The 20,059-nt window shown below is 60.3% G+C and carries 18 protein-coding genes; 3 read left to right on the top strand and 15 right to left on the bottom strand.

What is annotated here, in order from left to right; genetic code table 11:
* The 6 genes from ACTZWY_RS06520 to ACTZWY_RS06495 form a co-directional block, all read right to left on the bottom strand.
* The coding region (locus tag ACTZWY_RS06520; protein WP_444789887.1) for a ribonuclease activity regulator RraA at nucleotides 1–723 on the bottom strand (723 nt) is incomplete at its 3' end.
* 12 nt (nucleotides 724–735) lie between these two features.
* Complete coding sequence (locus tag ACTZWY_RS06515) at nucleotides 736–1,635, bottom strand: dihydrodipicolinate synthase family protein (RefSeq protein ID WP_444789886.1); 900 nt, start codon at nucleotides 1,633–1,635, stop codon at nucleotides 736–738.
* A gap of 10 nt (nucleotides 1,636–1,645) precedes the next feature.
* On the bottom strand, nucleotides 1,646–3,382 hold the full coding sequence (gene araD, locus ACTZWY_RS06510; RefSeq protein WP_444789885.1) for an L-arabinonate dehydratase: 1,737 nt from the start codon (nucleotides 3,380–3,382) through the stop codon (nucleotides 1,646–1,648).
* Between the two features lie 31 nt (nucleotides 3,383–3,413).
* Entirely contained in the window at nucleotides 3,414–4,934 is a 1,521-nt protein-coding gene (locus ACTZWY_RS06505; RefSeq protein WP_444789884.1) for a tripartite tricarboxylate transporter permease, read from the bottom strand.
* Nucleotides 4,935–4,946: 12 nt separating this feature from the next.
* Nucleotides 4,947–5,423: a tripartite tricarboxylate transporter TctB family protein gene (locus ACTZWY_RS06500; protein WP_444789883.1), complete on the bottom strand. Its 477-nt coding sequence runs from the start codon at nucleotides 5,421–5,423 to the stop codon at nucleotides 4,947–4,949.
* Nucleotides 5,424–5,514: 91 nt separating this feature from the next.
* A complete protein-coding gene (locus ACTZWY_RS06495) occupies nucleotides 5,515–6,480 on the bottom strand; it encodes a tripartite tricarboxylate transporter substrate binding protein (RefSeq protein ID WP_444789882.1) in 966 nt (321 codons plus the stop codon).
* 165 nt (nucleotides 6,481–6,645) lie between these two features.
* Here ACTZWY_RS06495 and ACTZWY_RS06490 point away from each other — a divergent pair, with 165 nt between their 5' ends.
* Both ACTZWY_RS06490 and ACTZWY_RS06485 read left to right on the top strand, forming a co-directional pair.
* Complete coding sequence (locus ACTZWY_RS06490; protein WP_444789881.1) at nucleotides 6,646–7,353, top strand: GntR family transcriptional regulator; 708 nt, start codon at nucleotides 6,646–6,648, stop codon at nucleotides 7,351–7,353.
* Between the two features lie 66 nt (nucleotides 7,354–7,419).
* Nucleotides 7,420–8,097, top strand: a complete 678-nt coding sequence (locus ACTZWY_RS06485; RefSeq protein WP_444789880.1) for a GntR family transcriptional regulator — start codon at nucleotides 7,420–7,422, stop codon at nucleotides 8,095–8,097.
* A gap of 138 nt (nucleotides 8,098–8,235) precedes the next feature.
* Here ACTZWY_RS06485 and ACTZWY_RS06480 read toward each other — a convergent pair whose 3' ends face one another.
* The 7 genes from ACTZWY_RS06480 to ACTZWY_RS06450 form a co-directional block, all read right to left on the bottom strand.
* Nucleotides 8,236–9,471, bottom strand: coding sequence for an MFS transporter (locus tag ACTZWY_RS06480; RefSeq protein WP_444789879.1), 1,236 nt, complete (start codon nucleotides 9,469–9,471; stop codon nucleotides 8,236–8,238).
* Nucleotides 9,472–9,780: 309 nt separating this feature from the next.
* Nucleotides 9,781–10,770: an ABC transporter substrate-binding protein gene (locus ACTZWY_RS06475; protein ID WP_444789878.1), complete on the bottom strand. Its 990-nt coding sequence runs from the start codon at nucleotides 10,768–10,770 to the stop codon at nucleotides 9,781–9,783.
* A gap of 45 nt (nucleotides 10,771–10,815) precedes the next feature.
* Nucleotides 10,816–11,658 carry an ABC transporter permease gene (locus tag ACTZWY_RS06470; RefSeq protein WP_444789891.1) on the bottom strand — a complete coding sequence of 281 codons (843 nt, stop codon included), beginning with the start codon at nucleotides 11,656–11,658 and terminating at the stop codon, nucleotides 10,816–10,818.
* A gap of 248 nt (nucleotides 11,659–11,906) precedes the next feature.
* On the bottom strand, nucleotides 11,907–12,803 hold the full coding sequence (locus ACTZWY_RS06465) for an ABC transporter permease (RefSeq protein WP_444789877.1): 897 nt from the start codon (nucleotides 12,801–12,803) through the stop codon (nucleotides 11,907–11,909).
* An 83-nt stretch (nucleotides 12,804–12,886) separates the two neighbouring features.
* Nucleotides 12,887–13,678, bottom strand: coding sequence for an ABC transporter ATP-binding protein (locus tag ACTZWY_RS06460; RefSeq protein ID WP_444789876.1), 792 nt, complete (start codon nucleotides 13,676–13,678; stop codon nucleotides 12,887–12,889).
* Entirely contained in the window at nucleotides 13,678–15,129 is a 1,452-nt protein-coding gene (gene hydA / locus ACTZWY_RS06455) for a dihydropyrimidinase (protein WP_444789875.1), read from the bottom strand. The genes ACTZWY_RS06460 and hydA overlap by 1 nt, the downstream gene beginning before the upstream one ends.
* Before the next feature lie 61 nt (nucleotides 15,130–15,190).
* Nucleotides 15,191–16,441, bottom strand: a complete 1,251-nt coding sequence (locus tag ACTZWY_RS06450; RefSeq protein WP_444789874.1) for a Zn-dependent hydrolase — start codon at nucleotides 16,439–16,441, stop codon at nucleotides 15,191–15,193.
* Between the two features lie 158 nt (nucleotides 16,442–16,599).
* Here ACTZWY_RS06450 and ACTZWY_RS06445 point away from each other — a divergent pair, with 158 nt between their 5' ends.
* On the top strand, nucleotides 16,600–17,250 hold the full coding sequence (locus tag ACTZWY_RS06445) for a TetR family transcriptional regulator C-terminal domain-containing protein (RefSeq protein WP_444789873.1): 651 nt from the start codon (nucleotides 16,600–16,602) through the stop codon (nucleotides 17,248–17,250).
* Here ACTZWY_RS06445 and preA read toward each other — a convergent pair whose 3' ends face one another.
* Complete coding sequence (preA, locus tag ACTZWY_RS06440) at nucleotides 17,251–18,552, bottom strand: NAD-dependent dihydropyrimidine dehydrogenase subunit PreA (RefSeq protein ID WP_444789872.1); 1,302 nt, start codon at nucleotides 18,550–18,552, stop codon at nucleotides 17,251–17,253. It lies immediately after the preceding gene.
* Nucleotides 18,553–18,581: 29 nt separating this feature from the next.
* Complete coding sequence (locus tag ACTZWY_RS06435) at nucleotides 18,582–19,925, bottom strand: NAD(P)-dependent oxidoreductase (RefSeq protein ID WP_444789871.1); 1,344 nt, start codon at nucleotides 19,923–19,925, stop codon at nucleotides 18,582–18,584.
* Between the last annotated feature and the right edge of the window lie 134 nt (nucleotides 19,926–20,059).

Below are 20,059 nucleotides of genomic sequence, written 5' to 3'. Positions count from 1 at the left end.
ACGTCCGGTTTGTGCGCGCCATGCGGCGAATTTGGTCAGGTTCGACTCCTCGGTGGGGGGGTAAAGCCCGATGATGGCAGCGCCCGCTTCGACCTGTTGCAGCACGAAATCTTCGAACACTTCCATCTCGGCGCATTCGGCGGCGATATCTTCCACCAGATGGGCCGGAATGACCATCACGCCGTCCCCGTCCCCCAGCAGCACGTCGCCCGGAAACACCGCCACACCCCCGCAGGCCACGGGAATGTTGATGTCCAGCGCTTCATGCAAGGTCAGGTTGGTGGGCGCGGAGGGGCCAGCGCAATAGGCGGGCATGTCCAGCGCGCCAATACCGGCCATGTCGCGAAAGCCGCCATCGGACACCACGCCAGCGGCCCCGCGCATGGCCAGCCGTGTAAGCAGGATGGACCCCGCTGTGGCGGCGCGCGCATCGCCGCGCGCATCCATGACCAGCACATGCCCGGCCGGACAGGTTTCCATGGCCACGCGCTGCGGGTGTTTGGGGTCACGAAAGGCCGTGATGGGGTTGCGATCCTCGCGCGCGGGGATGTAGCGCAGCGTAAATGCCTGCCCGACCATGATTTCCGATTTGGGCGCAACGGCACGCACGCCCTGAATGAACTGGTTGCGCAGCCCGCGTTTATAAAGCGCCGTGGCCACGGAGGCGGTGGAGACTTTTTTCAGTGTCGCGCGGGTGCTGTCGGAAAGGGTGTATTGGGTCATTGTGTTGTCCTGTCAGGTCAGGTTGTTCTGGGTCAGAAACTGCGCAAGGCGGGTTTTCTGGTCATCAGTCAGGGGCCATGCAGACGGGGCGCGGGTGGGGCCGCAATCATGGCCTGTGGCCTGCAGCGCGGCCTTGACGCCGGTCACGTTGGTGCCGTTCATTTCCTCGGCGCGGATATCTTCAAATGCGCGCATGCCTGCAATCAGGGTGTTGGCTGTGCGGTAGTCCCCCGCTTCCAATGCCGCATGAATGGCCAGCGACCGTTCGGGCCAGACATTGATCAGCCCCGATGTGAAGCCCCGCGCGCCCACCGCATAGAAGACCGGCGCCCAGACTTCGGCCAGACCGCCCACCCAAGTGATGGCGGGGTCGCAGGCGGCGATGGCTTCGGCCAGCCGCAACGGGTTGGGGGTGGCCCATTTCACGCCGCGCACATTGGGCACGGCGCACAGATCAGCAATGGCGCGGGTGCCGATGGTGTCATTGCGCAGATACAGCATCATCGGCAACCCGCCGGATGCGTCATTGATCGCATTCAGATAATCGACCACACCGCGCGGGGCCACGAACGGGTCAGGGGGCTGGTGGACCATCAGCGCAGTCGCGCCCGCATCACTTGAGGCCCGCGCCAGCGCAACCGCATCGCGCAGGCCGCGCCCGACACCGGCCAGCACGGGCGCGCGCCCATCCACCAGTGCCACAACTTCGCGCGCCATGGTGCAGGCCTCGCTCGTGGTCAGGGCGTAGAATTCGCCCGTATTGCCATTGACCACCGGCATATGCAGGCCAGCGTTTAGCGCGCGGTCCACAATGGGGGCCAGACGGTCAGGGGCAATATCGCCGCGCGCGTCATATGGCGTGACCAGAATGCCGGAAATGCCGCTAAGTGCCTGGTCCAGTGTCAGTGTCATATGCGCCCCCTCAATATATGTCCGGCTCGCCTGCCGGGCGGCCGAAATCGCGTTCCAGAAAGTCGAAGTCGCAGCCCGTGTCGGCCTGCGCAACATGCTTGGAGAACATCCACCCCCACCCGCGTTCAAAGCGGGGTTCGGGCGCGGGCAGGGCCGCGCGCCGCGCCTCCAGTTCCGCATCATCCACCAGCATATCCAGCCTGCGCGCAGGCAGGTCCAGCCGCACAATATCGCCGGTTTTCAGCAATGCAAGCGGCCCGCCCACGAAAGATTCCGGCGCCACATGCAGCACGCAAGCCCCGTAGGATGTGCCCGACATACGCGCATCGGAAATGCGCAGCATATCGCGGTGGCCTTGTTTGATAAGCGCCTTGGGGATGGGCAGCATGCCCCATTCGGGGAAGCCCGGCCCGCCAAGGGGGCCTGCATTGCGCAACACCAGCACATGGTCGGGCGTCACATCAAGGGTTTCATCGTCAATCGCGGCCTTCATCGCCGGGTAGCTGTCGAAGACCAGCGCTGGCCCTTCGTGGACATGATATTTCGGGTCACAGGCGGCGGGTTTGATGACCGCACCATCAGGGCACAGATTGCCGCGTAGCACGGCCAGCGACCCTTCGTGATAAACAGGGTTTGACAGCGGGCGGATGACATCATCATTGAAGACCTGCGCCCCTTCCAGATTTTCGCCCATGGTTTTGCCGGTGACGGTCAGGCAGGATGTATCAAGGCGTTCTTCAATCTGTTTCATCAAGGCACGCAGGCCGCCTGCATAGAAGAAATCCTCCATCAGGTAATCTTTGCCTGCGGGGCGGATATTGGCAATCAGGGGCGTCGTGCGCCCCAGCGCGTCCAGATCATCCAATGTCAGGTTGACGCCTGCGCGCCGCGCCATGGCAATAAGATGGACCACCGCATTGGTGGAACAGCCCGTGGCCATGGCCACGATGGCCGCATTTTTCACCGCCGCTTCGGTCACAATGCGGTCAGGTGTCAGGTCTTCCCAGACCATATCGACAATGCGCCGCCCGCAATCGGCGGCCATGCGCTGATGGCCGCTGTCCACGGCGGGCACGGATGACGCGCCCGGCAGCGTCAGGCCCATGGCGTCGGCAATGGCGGTCATGGTGCTGGCGGTGCCCATGGTCATGCACACCCCGGCTGAGCGCGCAATGCCGCCCTGCAACCCCTGCCATTCATCATCCGGGATATTGCCCGCGCGCCGCTCATCCCAGTATTTCCACGCATCCGACCCCGACCCCAGCGCGCGCCCCGCGTAATTGCCGCGCAGCATTGGCCCCGCAGGCAGGTAAATCATGGGCACGCCCGCTGTCAGTGCGCCCATGACCAGCCCCGGCGTGGTCTTGTCACACCCCCCCATCAGCACCACCCCATCAAGGGGGTGAGAGCGTATCATCTCCTCTGTTTCCATGGCCAGCATGTTGCGATACAGCATGGATGTGGGTTTGGTGAAGCTTTCATCCACCGACAGGGACGGCAGTTCAACAGCAAAGCCGCCCGCCTGAAACACCCCGCGTTTCACATCCTTGGCGCGTTCGCGGAAATGGGAATGGCAGGAATTCAGTTCCGACCATGTGTTCAGAATGCCGATGATCGGCTTGCCCATAAAGTCGGCCTCGGAATAGCCCAGCTGCATCAGCCGTGACCGATGGCCGAAACTGCGCAGATCATCAGGGCCAAACCAGCGCGCACTGCGCAGGGTTTCAGGGGTTTTGATGCGGGTCATGTTTTGCTCCGATACGGGGGTATTGTGCGGATCACTCGACAATATCCGAGAATGTCTTGACGGGTTTGGGGCGCAGCGCGGAATAGACCTGCCACAGGATCGACAGCGCCGCCAAACCAAGGAAGGTGCCTGCGATGGGGTTTGTGATGAAGCCGGTGAAATCGCCTGCCGACAGCTGCAATCCGCGCCGGAAATTGGTTTCAGCCATGGGGCCAAGGATAAACCCGATGATGAAGGGCGCGGTGGGAATGCCCGCCTTGACGAAAGCATAGCCCAGCACCCCGAAGGCCAGAATGGTCCACACATCGAACACACGGCTGGACAGGCCAAACGCCCCCACCGCACACAGAACCAGAATGACCGGCAAAAGGATGTGTTTGGGAATGGCCAGCAACCGGATAAAGACGCGCAGGCCCAGAAATTCCAGCACCAGCATCATGAAGGCCGACACAATCAGCGCGGCAAAGATGGTATAGACCAACGCCCCTTGGGTGATGAACAGCATGGGGCCGGGCTGGATGCCATGGATCATCAGCCCGCCCAGCAAAATGGCGGTCACCGCATCGCCCGGAATGCCCAGCGTCAACAACGGGATCATGGCCCCGCCAATGCCCGCGTTATTCGCGGTTTCACTGGCAACCACCCCTTCAATCGTGCCCTTGCCGAATTTTTCGGGCGTTTTGGACCGTTTCTTGGCGGCGATATAGGAAATGATGTTGGACGTGCCCGCGCCTATACCGGGCAGAATGCCAATGGAAATACCAATCAGCCCCGACCGGATGGCGTTGGGGATCTGGCCCAGAAATTCCGCCATGGAAAACCCGAAGCCTTTGATCTTGACCATCAGCGGGGCGGCAGGGGGCATATCGCCACGCTTGCGCGCCTGTTCGGCCACGCGAATAACCTCGGCAATGGCGAACATGCCCACCAGCACGGTCAGGATGGAAAAGCCTGCGTTAATTTCCACCCGCCCGAATGTATAGCGCGTGATCGCATCCACGGGCGCAATGCCCACAGTCGACACGGCAAACCCCGCGACACCCGCGAAAATGCCCTTGATCATGGACCCTGATGACAGCGTGGCAATCAAGGTCAGTGAAAACACGGCAATGGCGAAATATTCATGCGGACCGAAGGACAGCGCCACCCGCGCCAAGGATGGGGCAATGAACATCAGCGCCGCGATGGACATGATGGTGCCAAGGAAGGAAAACACGATCCCCACACCCAGCGCTTTTGCGCCTTCGCCCTTTTCCATCATGGGGCCGCCGTCAAATGTGGTGGCGATGGATGATGGCGTGCCGGGAATTTTCAGCAAGATTGCCGAAATCAGGGCGCCGGATGTGGCCCCCACAAACAGCGCGATCAACAGCGAAATCCCCGCTGCGGCCCCAAGGCTGTAGGTCATGGGCAAGGTCAGCGCGATGGCCATGACCGCCGTCAGCCCCGGAACCGCGCCGAACACAATGCCCACGGCCACGCCGATGGTGATCAGGATGAAAATCTGCGGGGACAGGACCGCCGCGAAGCCTTGGAGAAGCATGTCAAACATACGCGGCGTTCCTTACGGCAGATAGGGGGTTAACGGGCCTGCAGGCAGCATCAGCCGGAAGCCATAGCGGAAAGTAATGAAAATGACCGCCGCGCTGATGATGGCCAGCGCCGCATACAGCAGCAGGCGCGGGCGTTTGCCGTTGGGTGTCAGGACAATGAATTGCGCGAACAGGAATCCCGTTGCCGCGATTGGGAAGCCCAGGGGCCGCAGCGCGGCGATAAACCCCGCCACAAGGCCCAGCGTGGCCAGAACCGTCAGGGCCTGAAGCGGTTGCAGCTTATCTTCGCCACCCGTTGAGGTGACACCGCGCCACCATGTCACCAGACATTGCAGCGCACCCAGCCCGATCATGGCCCAAGCCAGCACATAGGGGAAAAATGTTGCGTCAACCGCGCCCCTGCGCGGCAGTTGCATGGTCATATACAAATAGCCCATGCCCACGCCCAGCATGGCAAGCCCCACAACCAGTTCCCTGTTTCGCGACATCGCGCGCCCCTTTTCGCTGCTAGAAGGAATTGGCCGACAGATGGCCCGTTCTGGGGGGCCTGTCTGCCGGCCTGTCGTCGGCCAGTTGGCCTTAGCGTGCTGATTGCAGGATTTCACGGTATGGCATGTAAGTATCGCGGATCGCGTTCAGTCGTTCCAGCGCTGCATCCTGCGGCAGGAAGGACACGGGCTGTTTGAACCCTTGCTCCAGATCGGCGGCATATTCCGGGATTTCCGTGATCTGGCGCATGACATCTTCCATCTTGGCCACGATGGCGGGGTCAGTGCCTTTGGGGAATGCGATGATATAGGGGTTGTTCATCACGAAATCGACGCCCTGTTCAGCGAAGGTGGGAATGTCGCCCAGCAATTCGTTGCGGGTGTCATTGGGCTGGCCCAGAACCACCATTTGCCCGGCGGCGTGATAATCCTGAATGGCCCCGTAAGCAATGCCGCCCACATCAATACGCCCGCCCAGCAGGGCCGCAATCTTGTCCGATGCGGAACCGGTGTCGACCACACGCATATCCGCGCCGGTTTCGCGCTGGAAGATGGTCCCTTGCAGGTGCGAATATCCGCCGAATTCGGTGCCGAACACAACACTTTGCGGCTCGGCCGTGGTGCGCGCAACAAGGTCTTCGACGCTGGTAATGCCCGATTGGGCACTGGCCACGAACACCGCGCCCTGGTCGATGGCGGGAATGCAGCAAATTTCAAAATCATCAATCCCGTAATCGGCAAGGCCAGACACTTCGGTGACGATCAGGTGGCCGGTATGGCCAAACAGCATGGTGTAGCCGTCGGGGTCAGCATCGCGCACTGCGGATGTGGCAATGGTCGCGCCGCCGCCGGGCATGTTGGTGACAACCATTGACCCGCCGGTAATCTGTTCGAAATAGCGCGCCATGGTGCGGGAATTGAAATCTGTATCGCCGCCGGGCCCTGCGCCAATGATGACATTGATGGTGCGCGTGGGCCAATCGGTTTCAGCCAGCGCCGCGCCAGATGTCAGGGCAAGCGCACTGGCAGCGGCCAATGCAGTAAATCTGAAAGTCATGCGTGTTTCCTCCACTTTGGGGTGTGACCAACCGGCCATGTGCGGCACACTAATATATCAATGATTGGGTTTCAACTGATAATATATTTTTCGTGGGACAGGTTTGGTCTATGGAAACCGCGCCTGAATGTTATTACGTTCATGTAAAACGGGATTTTCTTCCAAATGCACGTCCAGCCACGCAAAAAGTCGCGGGCCAGTGAAATATATGACGCGTTGCGCAAGCTGATTGTCACACTGGACCTGCCCCCGAAAGAAGTTCTTAACGAAAAGGACTTGTGCGACCGATTCGAGGTAAGCCGCACCCCCCTGCGCGAAGCCTTGTTGCGGCTGGCCGAACACGGGCTTGTGACCATCGCGCCCCAGCATGGCACGTTTGTGTCCGGCATCAGCCCGAACGCTGTCCGGCAGGCGCATTTTTTGCGCGTCAATCTGGAAATTCCAGTTGTTCAGCGCCTGTGCGACACGCCCGGCCTTGATTTGACTGTGCCAAATGCCGTTTTGCTGGACCAAAAACTGGCAGCGCAGCAAAATTCCTATGCGGTTTACATGCCGCTGGATGACAGGTTCCACCAATCCCTGTTCGAACTGGCGGACTTGGGCGGTGTGTGGCAGGTGATCCACGCCAAAAAGGCGCATCTTGATCGCATCCGCTTTCTGAAAGCGGCGCAGCGCAGCAAACTTGAAACCCTGACGCGCCAGCACGAGGCGATTCTTGACGCCATTGCCCGCCAGTCGCGGCTTGGGGCCGAAGAACTGGTGCGCGCCCATGTGTCAGGATCGGTCAGGTTCATGGAACAAATCCTTCTGACCCGCCCCGAATTGTTCGAAACCGACAGCCAGCCCATGGCGACGGGGGCGGATCGCGCTTGAAATATTTGCCAGTTCCCCCATAGTGGAACACTAATATATCTGTCTTGCATATTTGGGGGAATTGGCGTGCTGCAATCTGCAAATCATGATGCCGGTCTTGATGTTCTGGGCAGTTTGCGGGCGCGCATTTTATCGCTGGAACTGGCACCCGGAACAGTGCTGGCGCGCAGCCAGTTGATGCAACACTATCAGATCAGCGCCACACCCTTGCGGGATGCCTTTTTGCGCCTGAAGGAAGAAGGGCTGGTCGATATTCGCGCGCAGGCCCGAACCCGCGTTGCCCTGATCGACCTGCACCATGCAACCCAAATCCATTTTCTGCGCAGCAGTGTTGAACAAACCATCGTGGAAGACCTGGCGCAAGCGTATGACCCCGCCTTGATTGATCACCTTCGGCATATGCTTGATTTGCAGCGCGCCTGCCTTGCGCAACAGGATCTGGCGGGTTTCCGGCAGCTTGATCTGGCGTTTCACCAGCATTTATTCGCCACCAGCGGGCATGACACGCTGTTTCACTTCATCCGGCGCGAAAGCGGCCATATCGACCGCATCCGCGCATTGCACCTGCCCATGCATGGCAAGGGCGTCCAAATTCTGGACGACCACGCCGCAATAACTGATGCGCTTGCCCGCAGCGATGCTGTTGCCGCGCGCGAGGCGATGCGCCGCCATTTGTCACAATCCTTTGTTATCGGGCACACCCTGAAGGACCGGCACCCGCAGTTCTTTCGCCACAACGCCTAGCGCGTGCCCGCGTTCATTCGCATTCACGCGACCCACACTAACCTTATGGTGTCGCAGGTCTTTTAGCGCAAAACCGGGTCCCATTTTTGCACGACATGCTCTAACGCGTATTGCGCGACACAGCCCCAGCACGCGTTTTCAGCGCAACATGTCGGGCTGTGGATCATCTGCCTTCAGTTCCCGCGTCAGATGGCGGTCAATCATGATGCACCCGATCATCAGCAGGATGCACCACCCCCCCATGACAAGGCTTTGGGCGGGAAACTCTATGCCGCGGTCGATCAAAACCCCTGTAATGCCCGGCCCTATGGCAGTTGAAATGACGATGATGGTGGTCGCCAGTGACCGGATGGCCCCCAGATGTCTGGTGCCATAGGCCAAGGGCAGCAACACGCCCCATAACGCGCTGGCGGTCCCCTGTGTCATGCCAATGAAACCAAGCGCGACATACCAGCCCGCCACCTGTTCCACTGGACCAATCAGCGCCACCCCGATTCCCATAGGCAATAACAGCACTGTCAGCAAACGTTGCGCCCCAAACCTGTCGGCGGCCCATCCCGCCAGAAATGCGGCGACCACAGTTGTGGTTGCGAATGCGGAATACCCGGGGGCCATGGCGGTCAGCGTCCAGCCCTTCACCTCGGAGATATGGACCTGATGAAAGAACACCACAGTCCCAATGAACCCCGGCGTCAGCAGCACCGGCAGTAGCGCAGGCAACAGCCAATGGCGCGCGGCGGCCTGTCTGGTCCAGTGTCGCCCGCGCAATCCTGTTGTCAGTTTTCCCTGCCCCTGGCCGCTGGGTGTTCGGTCATTGCGCAGCAAAACCCAGATCAACGGCGCAACCGCCAACACCAGCACCAGTGCCACACCGGCCCATGACAGCCGCCAGCCCATAACTGCAATCCCCAGAACTGTCAGCACGGGAACGATGACTTCGCCGGCCGGATGGCCCAGATTGGCAATCGATACGGCCTTGCCGCGCTGCGCATCAAACCAGCGCCCCATCGCGGTCATGGCCATATGACTGAACATGCCTTGCCCGCAAAACCGCAGCAGGAACAACGCAATACCCAAAACCCACACAGATTGCGCCAGCGCCATGCCCAAGGCCGCAAGCGCAAAAAGACCTGTAACAGCCGGGGCAAGGCGCGACAGCGCGATGGTATCCGCCAAAGAGCCTCGCCAGAACATCAGCGCTGCCGCACTCAACGTGGCGATGGTATAAAGACTGCCCCAACTGCCATCTGTCAGGCCATGTTCCGCCTTGATCGCGCCAGCAAACAGCGAAATGAACCATGTCTGCCCGAAGGCGGAAACAAATGTCAGCAGAAATCCGGCCGAAAGCCAGCGCAAGTTATGCCTAAGAAACATCTGACGTCTTTCAGCGGTTGGTGCCGCGTTCACCGGTAGCGCATTGTTAGCTGTGTTTGCACTGCAACCGATACGCTGGCGGAACTGCCCCAAAGATCGGGTCTGGCGGATTTCTTCCATTTTTCCTTAACAGATGCAATTCATTCCTTTCAAATCGCATCCCTTGCCGCCAATTCCCCAACATGTCCGGGGGGCATATGCGGCTTATTGTGGGGAAAATGCAATGGGGTGGGGCGCAAGCAACCAGATGTTGCGCCCCACCCCGAAAATTCCTGACGCGCCCGGCATCACCCCCGGACGGGCAATGCCTTAGTTGAACGCCGCGTCCGTGACGGCGGTTGTCGTCGCCCCGACAGGTTCAGCCGTGATGACAGGATCAGACCCGCCACCCAACAGCGTTGCAACAGTGCGCGCGTAATCATCCATGTCCAGCGTGCCGTTAGACCCTTCAATCAGCAGGGCAACTTCACCCATCATGCGGATCTGGTGTTCTTCGGTCTGTGCGCCGGTATCATCATATTCCAGCACAATCATGGCCGCTTCCTCGACATTCTCGGCGGCCCATTCCCAACCCCGCATGGAGGCGCGCACGAAACGTGCCATCTTGTCGACGAATGCGGGGTCTTCCAGATTGCTTTCAAGAACATACAGCCCGTCTTCCAGTGTGGCGACGCCCTGATCTTCATATTTGAAGGTGACCAGCTCTTCCTCGCTGATGCCCGCATCAATGACCTGCCAGTATTCATTATAGGTCATGGTGCTGATGCAATCGGCCTGACGTTGCAGCAGCGGGTCCACGTTGAAACCCTGACGCAGCACTTCAACGCCATCCGGGCCGCCATCAGTGGAAATGCCAAGCGTGCTCATCCAGCTCAGGAACGGGTATTCATTGCCAAAGAACCACACACCAAGGGTGCGGCCGGCAAAATCGTCTGGGCCGGTCACGCCGGTTTCGGCCAGACAGGTCAGCATCATGCCTGATGACTTGAAGGGTTGCGCGATGTTGACCAGTGGCAGGCCGTTTTCACGCGCGGCCAGTGCGGCAGGCATCCATTCAACAATCACATCCGCGCCACCACCCGCAATCACCTGGGGCGGTGCAATATCCGGCCCGCCCGCGCGGATGGTGACGTTCAGCCCTTCTTTTTCATAAAAGCCGTTTTCCAGCGCTACATAATAGCCACCAAACTGCGCTTGGGTGACCCATTTCAATTGCAGGGTCACATCATCCAGCGCCCATGCCGCTGGTGCCAGTCCCAGACCAAGGGCCGCGACCGACCCGTAAATTGCCTTTTTCATTTTTATCATCTCCGTGTTGCCTGGCCCATGGCTGGGGCGCAGGTGTTAACGCTTGCGTTGTGACGGGTGCCAGAAAGTGACCCCGCGTTCCGCAAGCGCAAGAATACCGTAAAACAGCGACCCCGCGAGGGCTGCTACGGCAATTTCTGCCCAGACCATGTCCAGTTGCAACCGTCCCACCTCGGTTGAGATGCGAAAGCCCATTCCACGCGTGGGAGAGCCGAAAAATTCGGCAACAATCGCCCCGATCAGGGCCAGTGTCGACGCTATCTTAAGCCCGTTGAAGATAAACGGCATGGCCGCAGGCAGGCGCAGCTTCAGCAACGCCTGACCCCAGCTTGCATTATAGGTGCGCATCAGGTCGCGTTGCATCGCATCCGTTGCGGCCAGCCCCTGCACCGTGTTGACCAGCATGGGAAAAAACACCATCGCCACGACAACCGCCGCCTTGGATGGCCAGTCGAACCCGAACCACATGACCATGATGGGCGCAGTGCCAATGATGGGCAGCGCCGCCAGAAAATTTCCCACCGGCAGCAGGCCCCGGCGCAGGAAATCGGACCTGTCCACCAGCAGCGCGAAGATGAACGCCGCCCCCACCCCTATGGCAAAGCCCGACAGCGCGCCCTTGACGAAGGTTTGCACAAAATCCACCCATAAAATATCTGTGGACCGGATCACCCTGTCCCAGATCAGGGATGGCGCAGGCAGGATGACGCGCGGCACGTCCAATGCGCGCACCACTGCTTCCCATAACCACAACAGGGTCGCGCCAAACGCAAGCGGTGCCAGCAGCGATTGCCCGCGCCCGGCAAGGCCGGTCAGGCGCGGACGTTCTGCAACCAGCGCAACCAGAAGCCACGCCCCCAGCCAGACTGCCACGATCATGGCCCAGAAGGGCAGGGTGGATTGCGCAAAAGGCAGCAGCGACAGTGCCGCCACACCAAGGCAGGCTGCAATCAGCGCAATTATAAGCCAGATCAACCGCGCACCGGGCACCAAAAAAATCAGTCCAGCGGCTAGAACAGCGATCACTGCCCCAAAGGGCAGGCTGCCTGTTCCCCCCAGCCCCACCGCGACCAGCAAGGCCAGCATCATGCCCGCCCATTGCACCCCGCCGGTATTTTGCAAAACCTTCATGCTGCCATTCCCATGCGTTTAAGCGTCACACGCTGGATGATGCCAATCAGCGCCACCATACCAGCCGCAAGGATGGCCGCCGCAAACAGCGCCGACCAGATTTGCACGGTCTGGCCGTAATAACTGCCCGACAGCAACCGCGCGCCAAGCCCCGCAACTGCGCCCGTGGGCAGTTCCGCGACAATGGCACCGACAAGCGCTGCGGCAATCGCCACCTTGAGCGAGGTGAACAGATATGGCATGGACGAGGGCAGACGCAGTTTCAGCAGCACTTGCGGCCCGCTGGCGTAGTAGGTTTTCATCAGATCAAGCTGCATATGGTCGGGTGCGCGCAAGCCTTTGACCATGCCTACAACCACCGGGAAAAATGACAGATAGGTTGAAATGATGGCCTTCGGGACCAGCCCTGTTATGCCAACAGCATTCAGGACCACAATGATCATAGGCGCAATGGCCAGAATGGGGATGGTCTGGCTGGCAATGGCCCAGGGCATGATGCTGGCATCCATCGCGCGGTTGTGCACAATGCCAATCGCCAGTGATATGCCCAGCACCGACCCGATGGCAAACCCCAACAGCGTGGCCGACAGCGTGACCCAACCGTGATAGATCAGGCTGCGGTTGGACAGGCTGCCCGTGTTCACGATGCCGCGCCTGCCGGTCAGTTCCTCGACCACAGTTGAATTCCACAATTCCGCAGCCACCTGATGGGGCGCGGGCAGGCGGGGGCGCTGTTGGGTCATGGTGTCCGTGACAAGCGCGATGAAGGACAGATCCTGACCTGCACGGCGGGCCTGATCCTGCGCCCATTGCTGGTTCATGGGAATGACGGCGGCATACCAAAGCGCAATCAGGGCGGCGGTGATGGCCAGAACAGGAACAAGGTTACGCATGGTCCCCCCTGTTGCAGGGGGCGCTGCCCCCGTCGCGCTGGCGCGCGACTCCCCCGGGATATTTTAGCCAGAATGAAAGGGGATCAGTCATCCAGATGCCCCGCGCGCAGGCCGTCACGCACACGGTGCGCAATGGCGATGAATTCAGGACTGTCGCGGATATCCAGGGGGCGTTCGCGGGGCAGCGGGCTGTCGATAATATCGGTGATGCGGCCCGGACGCGGCGACATGACCACAATTTTTGTGGACAGATACACGGCTTCGGGGATGGAGTGGGTGACAAATCCGATGGTTTTCCGGGTGCGCGCCCACAGTTCCAGCAGCTGCTCATTCAGGCGGTCACGCACAATTTCATCCAAGGCGCCGAAGGGTTCATCCATCAGCAGGATGTCGGCGTCAAACGCCAGCGCGCGCGCGATGGAGGCGCGTTGTTGCATGCCGCCTGAAAGCTGCCACGGGAATTTGCGCGCAAAGCCCGAGAGTTCCACCAGATCCAGCACCTTTTGCACGCGCGAATTCTGCTCGGTCGCGGAATAGCCCATGATTTCCAGCGGCAGTTTGATATTGCCCGCAATTGTGCGCCACGGATAAAGGCCCGCTGCCTGAAACACATAGCCATAGGCGCGCGCGCGGCGCGCGGCATCGGGCGACATGCCGTTTACAGTTATGCTGCCCGATGTGGGGTGTTCCAGATCGGCGATGACGCGCAGGAAGGTGGTCTTGCCGCACCCTGAAGGCCCGATGAAGCTGACGAATTCGCCCTTGGCAATGTCCAGCGTGACATCCTTGAGGGCGTGAACAGGGCCGTCCCCTGTCTGGAAGGTCAGGCTGAGGTCGCGCGCGGAGATGACCGGCGCTGCAGAGCTGTCTTTCATCATACCCCCGTTGCAGGAATGCCGGCGCGCGCGACAGGGCGGGGGGCGGTCAGGTCTTTCCATGCCGACAGGGCCTGATTGACCGCGCCATTGGGGCAGCGTTCGACAAATTGCCCGTGCCCTTCCTGCCCGTCAAAGGTGCCGTCATTCACCATGACGCGACCGCGCGACAGGACATAGCGGGGCAGGCCGGTGACTTCGTGCCCCTCAAAGACGTTGTAATCAATGGCGGATTGTTGTGCTGTGGCGGTGATGGTTTTCGATTTTTCAGGATCCCAGACAACCAGATCGGCATCGGCCCCAACCGCCACGGCACCCTTGCGTGGATACATGCCGAAAATCTTGGCAACATTGGTCGAGGTGACGGCGACAAATTCATTCATGGTCAGCCGCCCCGTGCGCACGCCGTAAGTCCACAGCATGGGCATGCGATCTTCCAGCCCGCCGGTGCCGTTGGGGATTTTGGTGAAATCGCCCACACCATAGCGTTTCTGGTCCGTGCTGAAGGCGCAATGATCCGTTGCCACGACCGACAGGCTGCCGCTGGCCAGACCGTTCCACAGGCTGTCCTGATGCAGTTTGTTGCGGAAGGGCGGCGACATGACGCGGCGCGCGGCATGGTCCCAGTCGGGGTTAAAATACTCGGACTCGTCCAGTGTCAGGTGCTGGATCAGGGGTTCCCCCCAGACACGTTTGCCTGCCTGCCGCGCGCGGCGAATGGCTTCATGCGCTTCTTCGCAGGATGTGTGGACGACATATAGCGGCACGCCCGCCATATCGGCAATCATGATGGCGCGGTTCGTGGCCTCGCCTTCTACCTGCGTGGGGCGGGAATAGGCATGCGCTTCGGGGCCGGTATTGCCGTCGGCCAGAAGGCGGGCGGACAGTTCGGCCACCACATCGCCGTTTTCGGCATGGACCATGGCAATGGCCCCCAATTCGCGCAAGCGCTGGAAGGATGCGAATAATTCGTCATCATTGACCATCAGCGCGCCCTTATAGGCGAGGAAATGCTTGAAGCTGGTGATGCCGCGCGCGACCACTTCGGGCATTTCATCAAACACCTGTTGCGACCACCATGTGACCGCCATGTGATAGCTGTAATCGCAATGCGCGCGCCCCGATTTGTTGTCCCACATCTTCAGCGCGTCCAGCAGGCCCTGACCGGGGCTGGGCAGCGCGAAATCAATCACCATTGTGGTGCCGCCCGACAGGGCCGCGCGGGTGCCGGATTCGAAATCATCGCTGGAATAGGTGCCCATGAAGGGCATTTCCAGATGGGTATGCGGGTCGATGCCGCCGGGCATGACATAGGCGCCTGTGGCGTCCAGTTCCGTATCGCCCGACAGGTTGGGGCCGATTTCAAGGATTTTGCCGCCGTCAATGCGGATATCGGCCTTATAGGTCAGGTCATGGGTAACGACGGTGCCGTTCTTGATGACGGTGCTCATGGTGTAAACTCCCTCGTATCATTGACCGCATTTTGCGGGTGTTAGTGTCGCGTGCCGGCGCTTAGCCCACCACCTCGGCGGTTTCCAGAACCGCGTGCATCAGCACATTTGCGCCCGCTTCGGCCCATTCGGGGAATATTTCTTCGGCTTCATTATGGGACAGGCCGTCGACGCAGGGGCACATGACCATGGTGGTGGGGTACAGGCGGTTGATCCAGCATGCGTCATGCCCTGCGCCAGAAATAATGTCCATATGACTATAGCCCAGCCGTTCAGCCGCATCGCGCACGCGGCCCACAAGCGTTTCATCAAAGGCAGGCGGGTCGAAAAACCCCACGAGTTCGGAGGAGAATTTCACCCCGATATCTGCGCACAGGCCCGGTGCGCGGGCGTTGAGTTCGGCCACCATCGCGTCCAGCGTGTCCAGCACATGGGACCGGAAATCGATAGTGAACACCACCTTTTCGGGGATGATGTTGCGCGAATTGGGGTAGACATCAATCTGCCCGATGGCACCAACGGCGTTGGGCTGGTGCTTCAGGGCGATTTCATGGACCAGTTCGGTCACCCGTGCCAGCCCGCGGCCCGCATTGCGGCGCATATACATGGGGGTTGATCCCGTGTGCTGGCCCTTGCCGGTGACGGTGCATTCAACCCAGCGCAAGCCCTGGCCATGAGTGACAATGCCCACTTGTTTGCCCTCGGCCTCCAGTATCGGGCCTTGTTCGATGTGCAACTCGAAAAAGCTGTGCATCTTGCGCGCGCCCACAGGCTCGGGGCCTTTCCAGCCGATGCGTTCCAACTCATCCCCGAAGCGTTTGCCCTGCGCGTCGGTGCGCGCGTAAGCCCAGTCGCGGTCCAGCACGCCCGCGAACACGCCTGATGCCAGCATGGCAGGCGCGAAACGTGTGCCTTCTTCATTGGTCCAGTTGGTCACCACAATGGGGCGGCGGGTCTTGATGCCCAGATCGCGCATGGTGCGGACAACCTCCAGCCCGGCCAGCACGCCCAGCACGCCGTCATATTTGCCGCCTGTGGGCTGGGTGTCCAGATGGCTGCCAACATAGACGGGCAGGGCGTCAGGGTCCGTCCCTTCAAACCGCGCGAACATGGTGCCCATGTCATCCACGCCCATGGTGCCGCCTGCGTCGATGCACCAGCGCTGGAACAGATGGCGCGCTTCGCCATCTTCATCGGTGACCGTCTGGCGGTTGTTGCCGCCTGCAATGCCGGGGCCGATTTGCGCCATTTCCATCAGGCTGTCCCAAAGGCGTTCCGCGTTGATTTTCATATTGGCGGCTGGTGCGGTCATGCGCGGCTCCCTGCGTGTGCTGCCTTGATGGCGGTTTGTTTTGGTGTTGGTTGTCCCGTTGGCAAGCGATCAGTGCCTGTCGCATGTTTGCATCGCTTGCGCCTGAGCCAATGGGACGCTATCAAGTTTGACCAATCAGTCAAGAAGCTTATCCGCCCATGTCCGCGCCCCGACCAACGCCCGCTGAAAAATCCGGCAGCGCCAAAACGCCGCCACGGTCGCGCATTCAACGGCGCAACCGCCAGATTATTCTGGATGCCGCGCTGGAGGTGTTTTCCACACATGGGTTTCGCGGGGCAACCCTTGACCAGATTGCAGTGCAGGCGGGGTTGTCCAAGCCCAACCTGCTGTATTACTTCGACAGCAAGGATGCCATTCACCGCGAATTGCTGACGCGGTTGCTGGACACATGGCTGGACCCGCTGCGTATGCTGGATGCAGGCGGGGACCCGCAGGCCGAAATCATGGCCTATATGCGCCGCAAACTGCAGATGTCGCGGGATTTTCCGCGCGAAAGCCGGTTGTTCGCCAATGAAATCCTGCAAGGTGCGCCGCGGATGGAACCGTTCATCCGAAACGACTTGCGCGCGCTTGTCGATGACAAGGCCCGACTGTTGCAGGCATGGGCGGATGGGGGGCGCATTGCGCGCATTGACCCCTATCACCTGATCTTTTCGATCTGGGCGCTGACCCAGCATTATGCCGATTTCGCCCCCCAGATCGCTATGATACGCGGGGACGGGCATGATCCATTGGACGGCGCCGGGGCGTTCTTGGAGCATCTTTACACCCGCCTTCTTGCGCCCTGATCATTCCGCCGCTTTTGCCATCGGGTTGTTGGGGTGGGTTGTCCAGTTCGCATAATCGCCCACCGTGTCACCTGTGCGCGGGTCGGTGCTGCCCTTGGGCATTTGTTCCATGGTGATGCAATCCTGCACAGGGCAGACATTGATACACAGGTTGCAGGCCACGCATTCGGCATCGATCACCTCGAACTTGCGGTCAGGTGACATGGAAATTGCCTGATGCGAGGTGTCTTCGCATGCCGCATAGCACCGCCCGCAGGAAATGCACAGGTCCTGATCGATCTTCGCCTTGGTTACATAATTCAGGTTCAGGTATTGCCAGTCGGTCACATTGGGCACCGCGCGGCCCACCAGTTGGTCAACTGATGTAAACCCTTTCTGGTCCATGTAATGCGACAGGCCCGCCGTCAGTTCCTTGATGATACCAAACCCGTAGGTCATGGCCGCCGTGCACACCTGCACATTGCCCGCACCAAGGGTCAGAAATTCCGCCGCATCGCGCCATGTGGTCACGCCGCCAATGCCGGAAATGGGCAGATCGCGGGTGTCCGCACTGCGCGCGATTTCGGCAACCATGTTCAGCGCAATGGGCTTCACCGCTGGCCCGCAATAGCCCCCATGCGCGCCCTTGCCGTCAATCATGGGTTCGGGGCTGAACGTATCCAGATTGACGGATGTGATGGAATTGATGGTGTTGATCAGCGACACCGCATCAGCGCCGCCACGTTTCGCGGCCTCGGCGGGTTTGCGGATATCGGCGATATTAGGCGTCAGTTTGACAATGCAGGGCATGCGCGAATGTTGTTTGACCCAGCGCGTGACCATTTCAATATATTCCGGCACTTGGCCCACAGCCGCGCCCATGCCGCGTTCACTCATGCCATGGGGGCAACCGAAGTTCAGCTCTACCCCGTCGGCCTCGGTATCTTCAACATGTTTCAGGATCGCTTTCCACGAGTCCTCATCACAGGGCACCATCAGCGACACCACAAGCGCGCGGTCGGGCCAGTTGCGCTTGACCTGCTTGATTTCGCGCAGGTTCACATCCAGCGGGCGATCAGTGATCAGTTCAATATTGTTCAGGCCCAGAAGGCGGCGGTCCGCGCCCCAGATGGCCCCGTAACGCGGGCCGTTCACATTGACGACAGGCGGCCCCTCAGAGCCCAGCGTTTTCCAGACCACCCCGCCCCAACCGGCCTTGAACGCGCGTTCCACGTTATACGCCTTGTCGGTCGGCGGCGCAGAGGCCAGCCAGTAGGGGTTGGGGGATTTGATGCCGATGAAATTCGTGGTCAGGTTGGCCATTTTGCTAACTCCTTATGGATGCGTTTTTTTTACGCATCAGTCCCCGTCAGACTTGCATGAATGCTCTCGGCCGCGTCACGGCCTTGGGCCACGGCGGTGACGGTCAAATCCTCGCCGCTGCCGGTGCAGTCCCCCCCGGCCCAGACACCGGGGCGCGATGTGCGGCCGGCTGCGTCGGCGCCGATCTTGCGTTTGTCCAGCGTCAGACCGTCGGGCGCAGCATCCAGTTTTTGCCCGATGGCCTTGAACAGCTGGTCGGCCCGCAGGCGGAATGTTTCGCCCGTGGGTTCCAGCCCGGTTTCGCCTGCATGGGTATAGGCGAATTCAATTTCGCGCAGGGTGCCATTGGCATGAATCGCAATCGGCATGGCGTTGGTGATGATCTTCACGCCCTCATTGGCAGCGTGGTTCAATTCATAATCCGATGCGCCCATCGCATCGCGCCCGCGCCGGTAGACCATGGTCACATGTTCAGCCCCCAACAGGCGCGATTGGACTGCCGCATCCACCGCCGTCATGCCGCCGCCGATGACCACGACATGCCGCCCGATGGGCAGGGTTGACAGGTCATCTGTCTGGCGCAACTCGGAAATGAAATCCACCGCATCGCGGGCGGTTGGTATGTCTTCACCGTCCAGTCCCAGCGCGTTGACACCAGCAAGGCCGATACCCAGAAACACCGCATCATGGGTTTCCTGCAAATCCGCCAAGGTGCCATCGCGGCCCAGTGTCCAGCCCTGCCGCAATGTGATTCCACCAATTTGCAGCAACCAGTCCACTTCGGCCTGTGCAAACCCGTGCGCCGCCTTATAGGCGGCGATGCCGTATTCATTCAGCCCGCCCGGCTTTTCGCGCCGGTCATAAATGATCACGTCATGGCCGTGCATCGCCAGCCGGTGCGCGCAGGCCAGCCCCGCCGGGCCAGCACCGACAACGGCCAGGCGTTTTCCAGTTGGGGTTGCACGCGTATAGGGGTGGGAATGCTTCGCAATCAACGTGTCCGTGGCGTAGCGTTGCAAACGGCCAATTTCGACAGGCTTGCCCTCGGCGGCTTCGCGCACACAAGCCCCTTCGCACAATGTCTCGGTCGGGCAGACGCGCGCGCACATGCCGCCAAGGATATTCTGGTCAAAGATGGTGCGCGCCGCCGCCTGCGGCTGGCCTGCCTGTATCTGGCGAATAAACAGCGGAATGTCGATTTCCGTAGGGCAGGCCGTGATGCAGGGCGCGTCATGGCAGAAATAGCACCTGTCGGCGGCAACCATGGCTTCATGGGCGTCAAGATCGGGGTAAAGGTCGTCGAAATGCTGCGCGTAATCTTCGGGATGCAACCTGCCGGCGACGATTCCGGAAGTTGTGATGCTATGTGACATTGGCTGGCCCCTTGTGGCTGGCAGAATGACGTTCTGGTGCCACAACAGGAAAGCACGGCTTAAAAAATTTATCAATTGGTAAAATTTTTGAACTGCGCTGAAATTTTCATCCTTCTGCGGCCAATCACGCGCAA

Origin of the sequence: Roseinatronobacter sp. NSM (assembly GCF_052379845.1) — a bacterium.
In the GTDB taxonomy this organism is placed as follows: domain Bacteria; phylum Pseudomonadota; class Alphaproteobacteria; order Rhodobacterales; family Rhodobacteraceae; genus Roseinatronobacter.
Note: the sequence above shows the minus strand (reverse complement) of the source record. Positions and strands in the feature narration are given on the sequence as shown.

Bases quoted from the DNA above. Each gene is read 5' to 3' on its own strand.
- ACTZWY_RS06495 (WP_444789882.1), bottom strand. From the start codon at position 6,480: ATGACTTTCAGATTTACTGCATTGGCCGCTGCCAGTGCGCTTGCCCTG.
- ACTZWY_RS06435 (WP_444789871.1), bottom strand. From the start codon at position 19,925: ATGTCACATAGCATCACAACTTCCGGAATCGTCGCCGGCAGGTTGCAT.
- ACTZWY_RS06480 (WP_444789879.1), bottom strand. From the start codon at position 9,471: ATGTTTCTTAGGCATAACTTGCGCTGGCTTTCGGCCGGATTTCTGCTG.
- ACTZWY_RS06475 (WP_444789878.1), bottom strand. From the start codon at position 10,770: ATGAAAAAGGCAATTTACGGGTCGGTCGCGGCCCTTGGTCTGGGACTG.
- ACTZWY_RS06450 (WP_444789874.1), bottom strand. From the start codon at position 16,441: ATGACCGCACCAGCCGCCAATATGAAAATCAACGCGGAACGCCTTTGG.
- ACTZWY_RS06490 (WP_444789881.1), top strand. From the start codon at position 6,646: ATGCACGTCCAGCCACGCAAAAAGTCGCGGGCCAGTGAAATATATGAC.
- araD (WP_444789885.1), bottom strand. From the start codon at position 3,382: ATGACCCGCATCAAAACCCCTGAAACCCTGCGCAGTGCGCGCTGGTTT.
- hydA (WP_444789875.1), bottom strand. From the start codon at position 15,129: ATGAGCACCGTCATCAAGAACGGCACCGTCGTTACCCATGACCTGACC.
- ACTZWY_RS06460 (WP_444789876.1), bottom strand. From the start codon at position 13,678: ATGAAAGACAGCTCTGCAGCGCCGGTCATCTCCGCGCGCGACCTCAGC.
- ACTZWY_RS06470 (WP_444789891.1), bottom strand. From the start codon at position 11,658: ATGATCGTGGCAGTCTGGCTGGGGGCGTGGCTTCTGGTTGCGCTGGTT.
- ACTZWY_RS06465 (WP_444789877.1), bottom strand. From the start codon at position 12,803: ATGCGTAACCTTGTTCCTGTTCTGGCCATCACCGCCGCCCTGATTGCG.
- ACTZWY_RS06445 (WP_444789873.1), top strand. From the start codon at position 16,600: ATGTCCGCGCCCCGACCAACGCCCGCTGAAAAATCCGGCAGCGCCAAA.
- preA (WP_444789872.1), bottom strand. From the start codon at position 18,552: ATGGCCAACCTGACCACGAATTTCATCGGCATCAAATCCCCCAACCCC.
- ACTZWY_RS06505 (WP_444789884.1), bottom strand. From the start codon at position 4,934: ATGTTTGACATGCTTCTCCAAGGCTTCGCGGCGGTCCTGTCCCCGCAG.
- ACTZWY_RS06500 (WP_444789883.1), bottom strand. From the start codon at position 5,423: ATGTCGCGAAACAGGGAACTGGTTGTGGGGCTTGCCATGCTGGGCGTG.
- ACTZWY_RS06515 (WP_444789886.1), bottom strand. From the start codon at position 1,635: ATGACACTGACACTGGACCAGGCACTTAGCGGCATTTCCGGCATTCTG.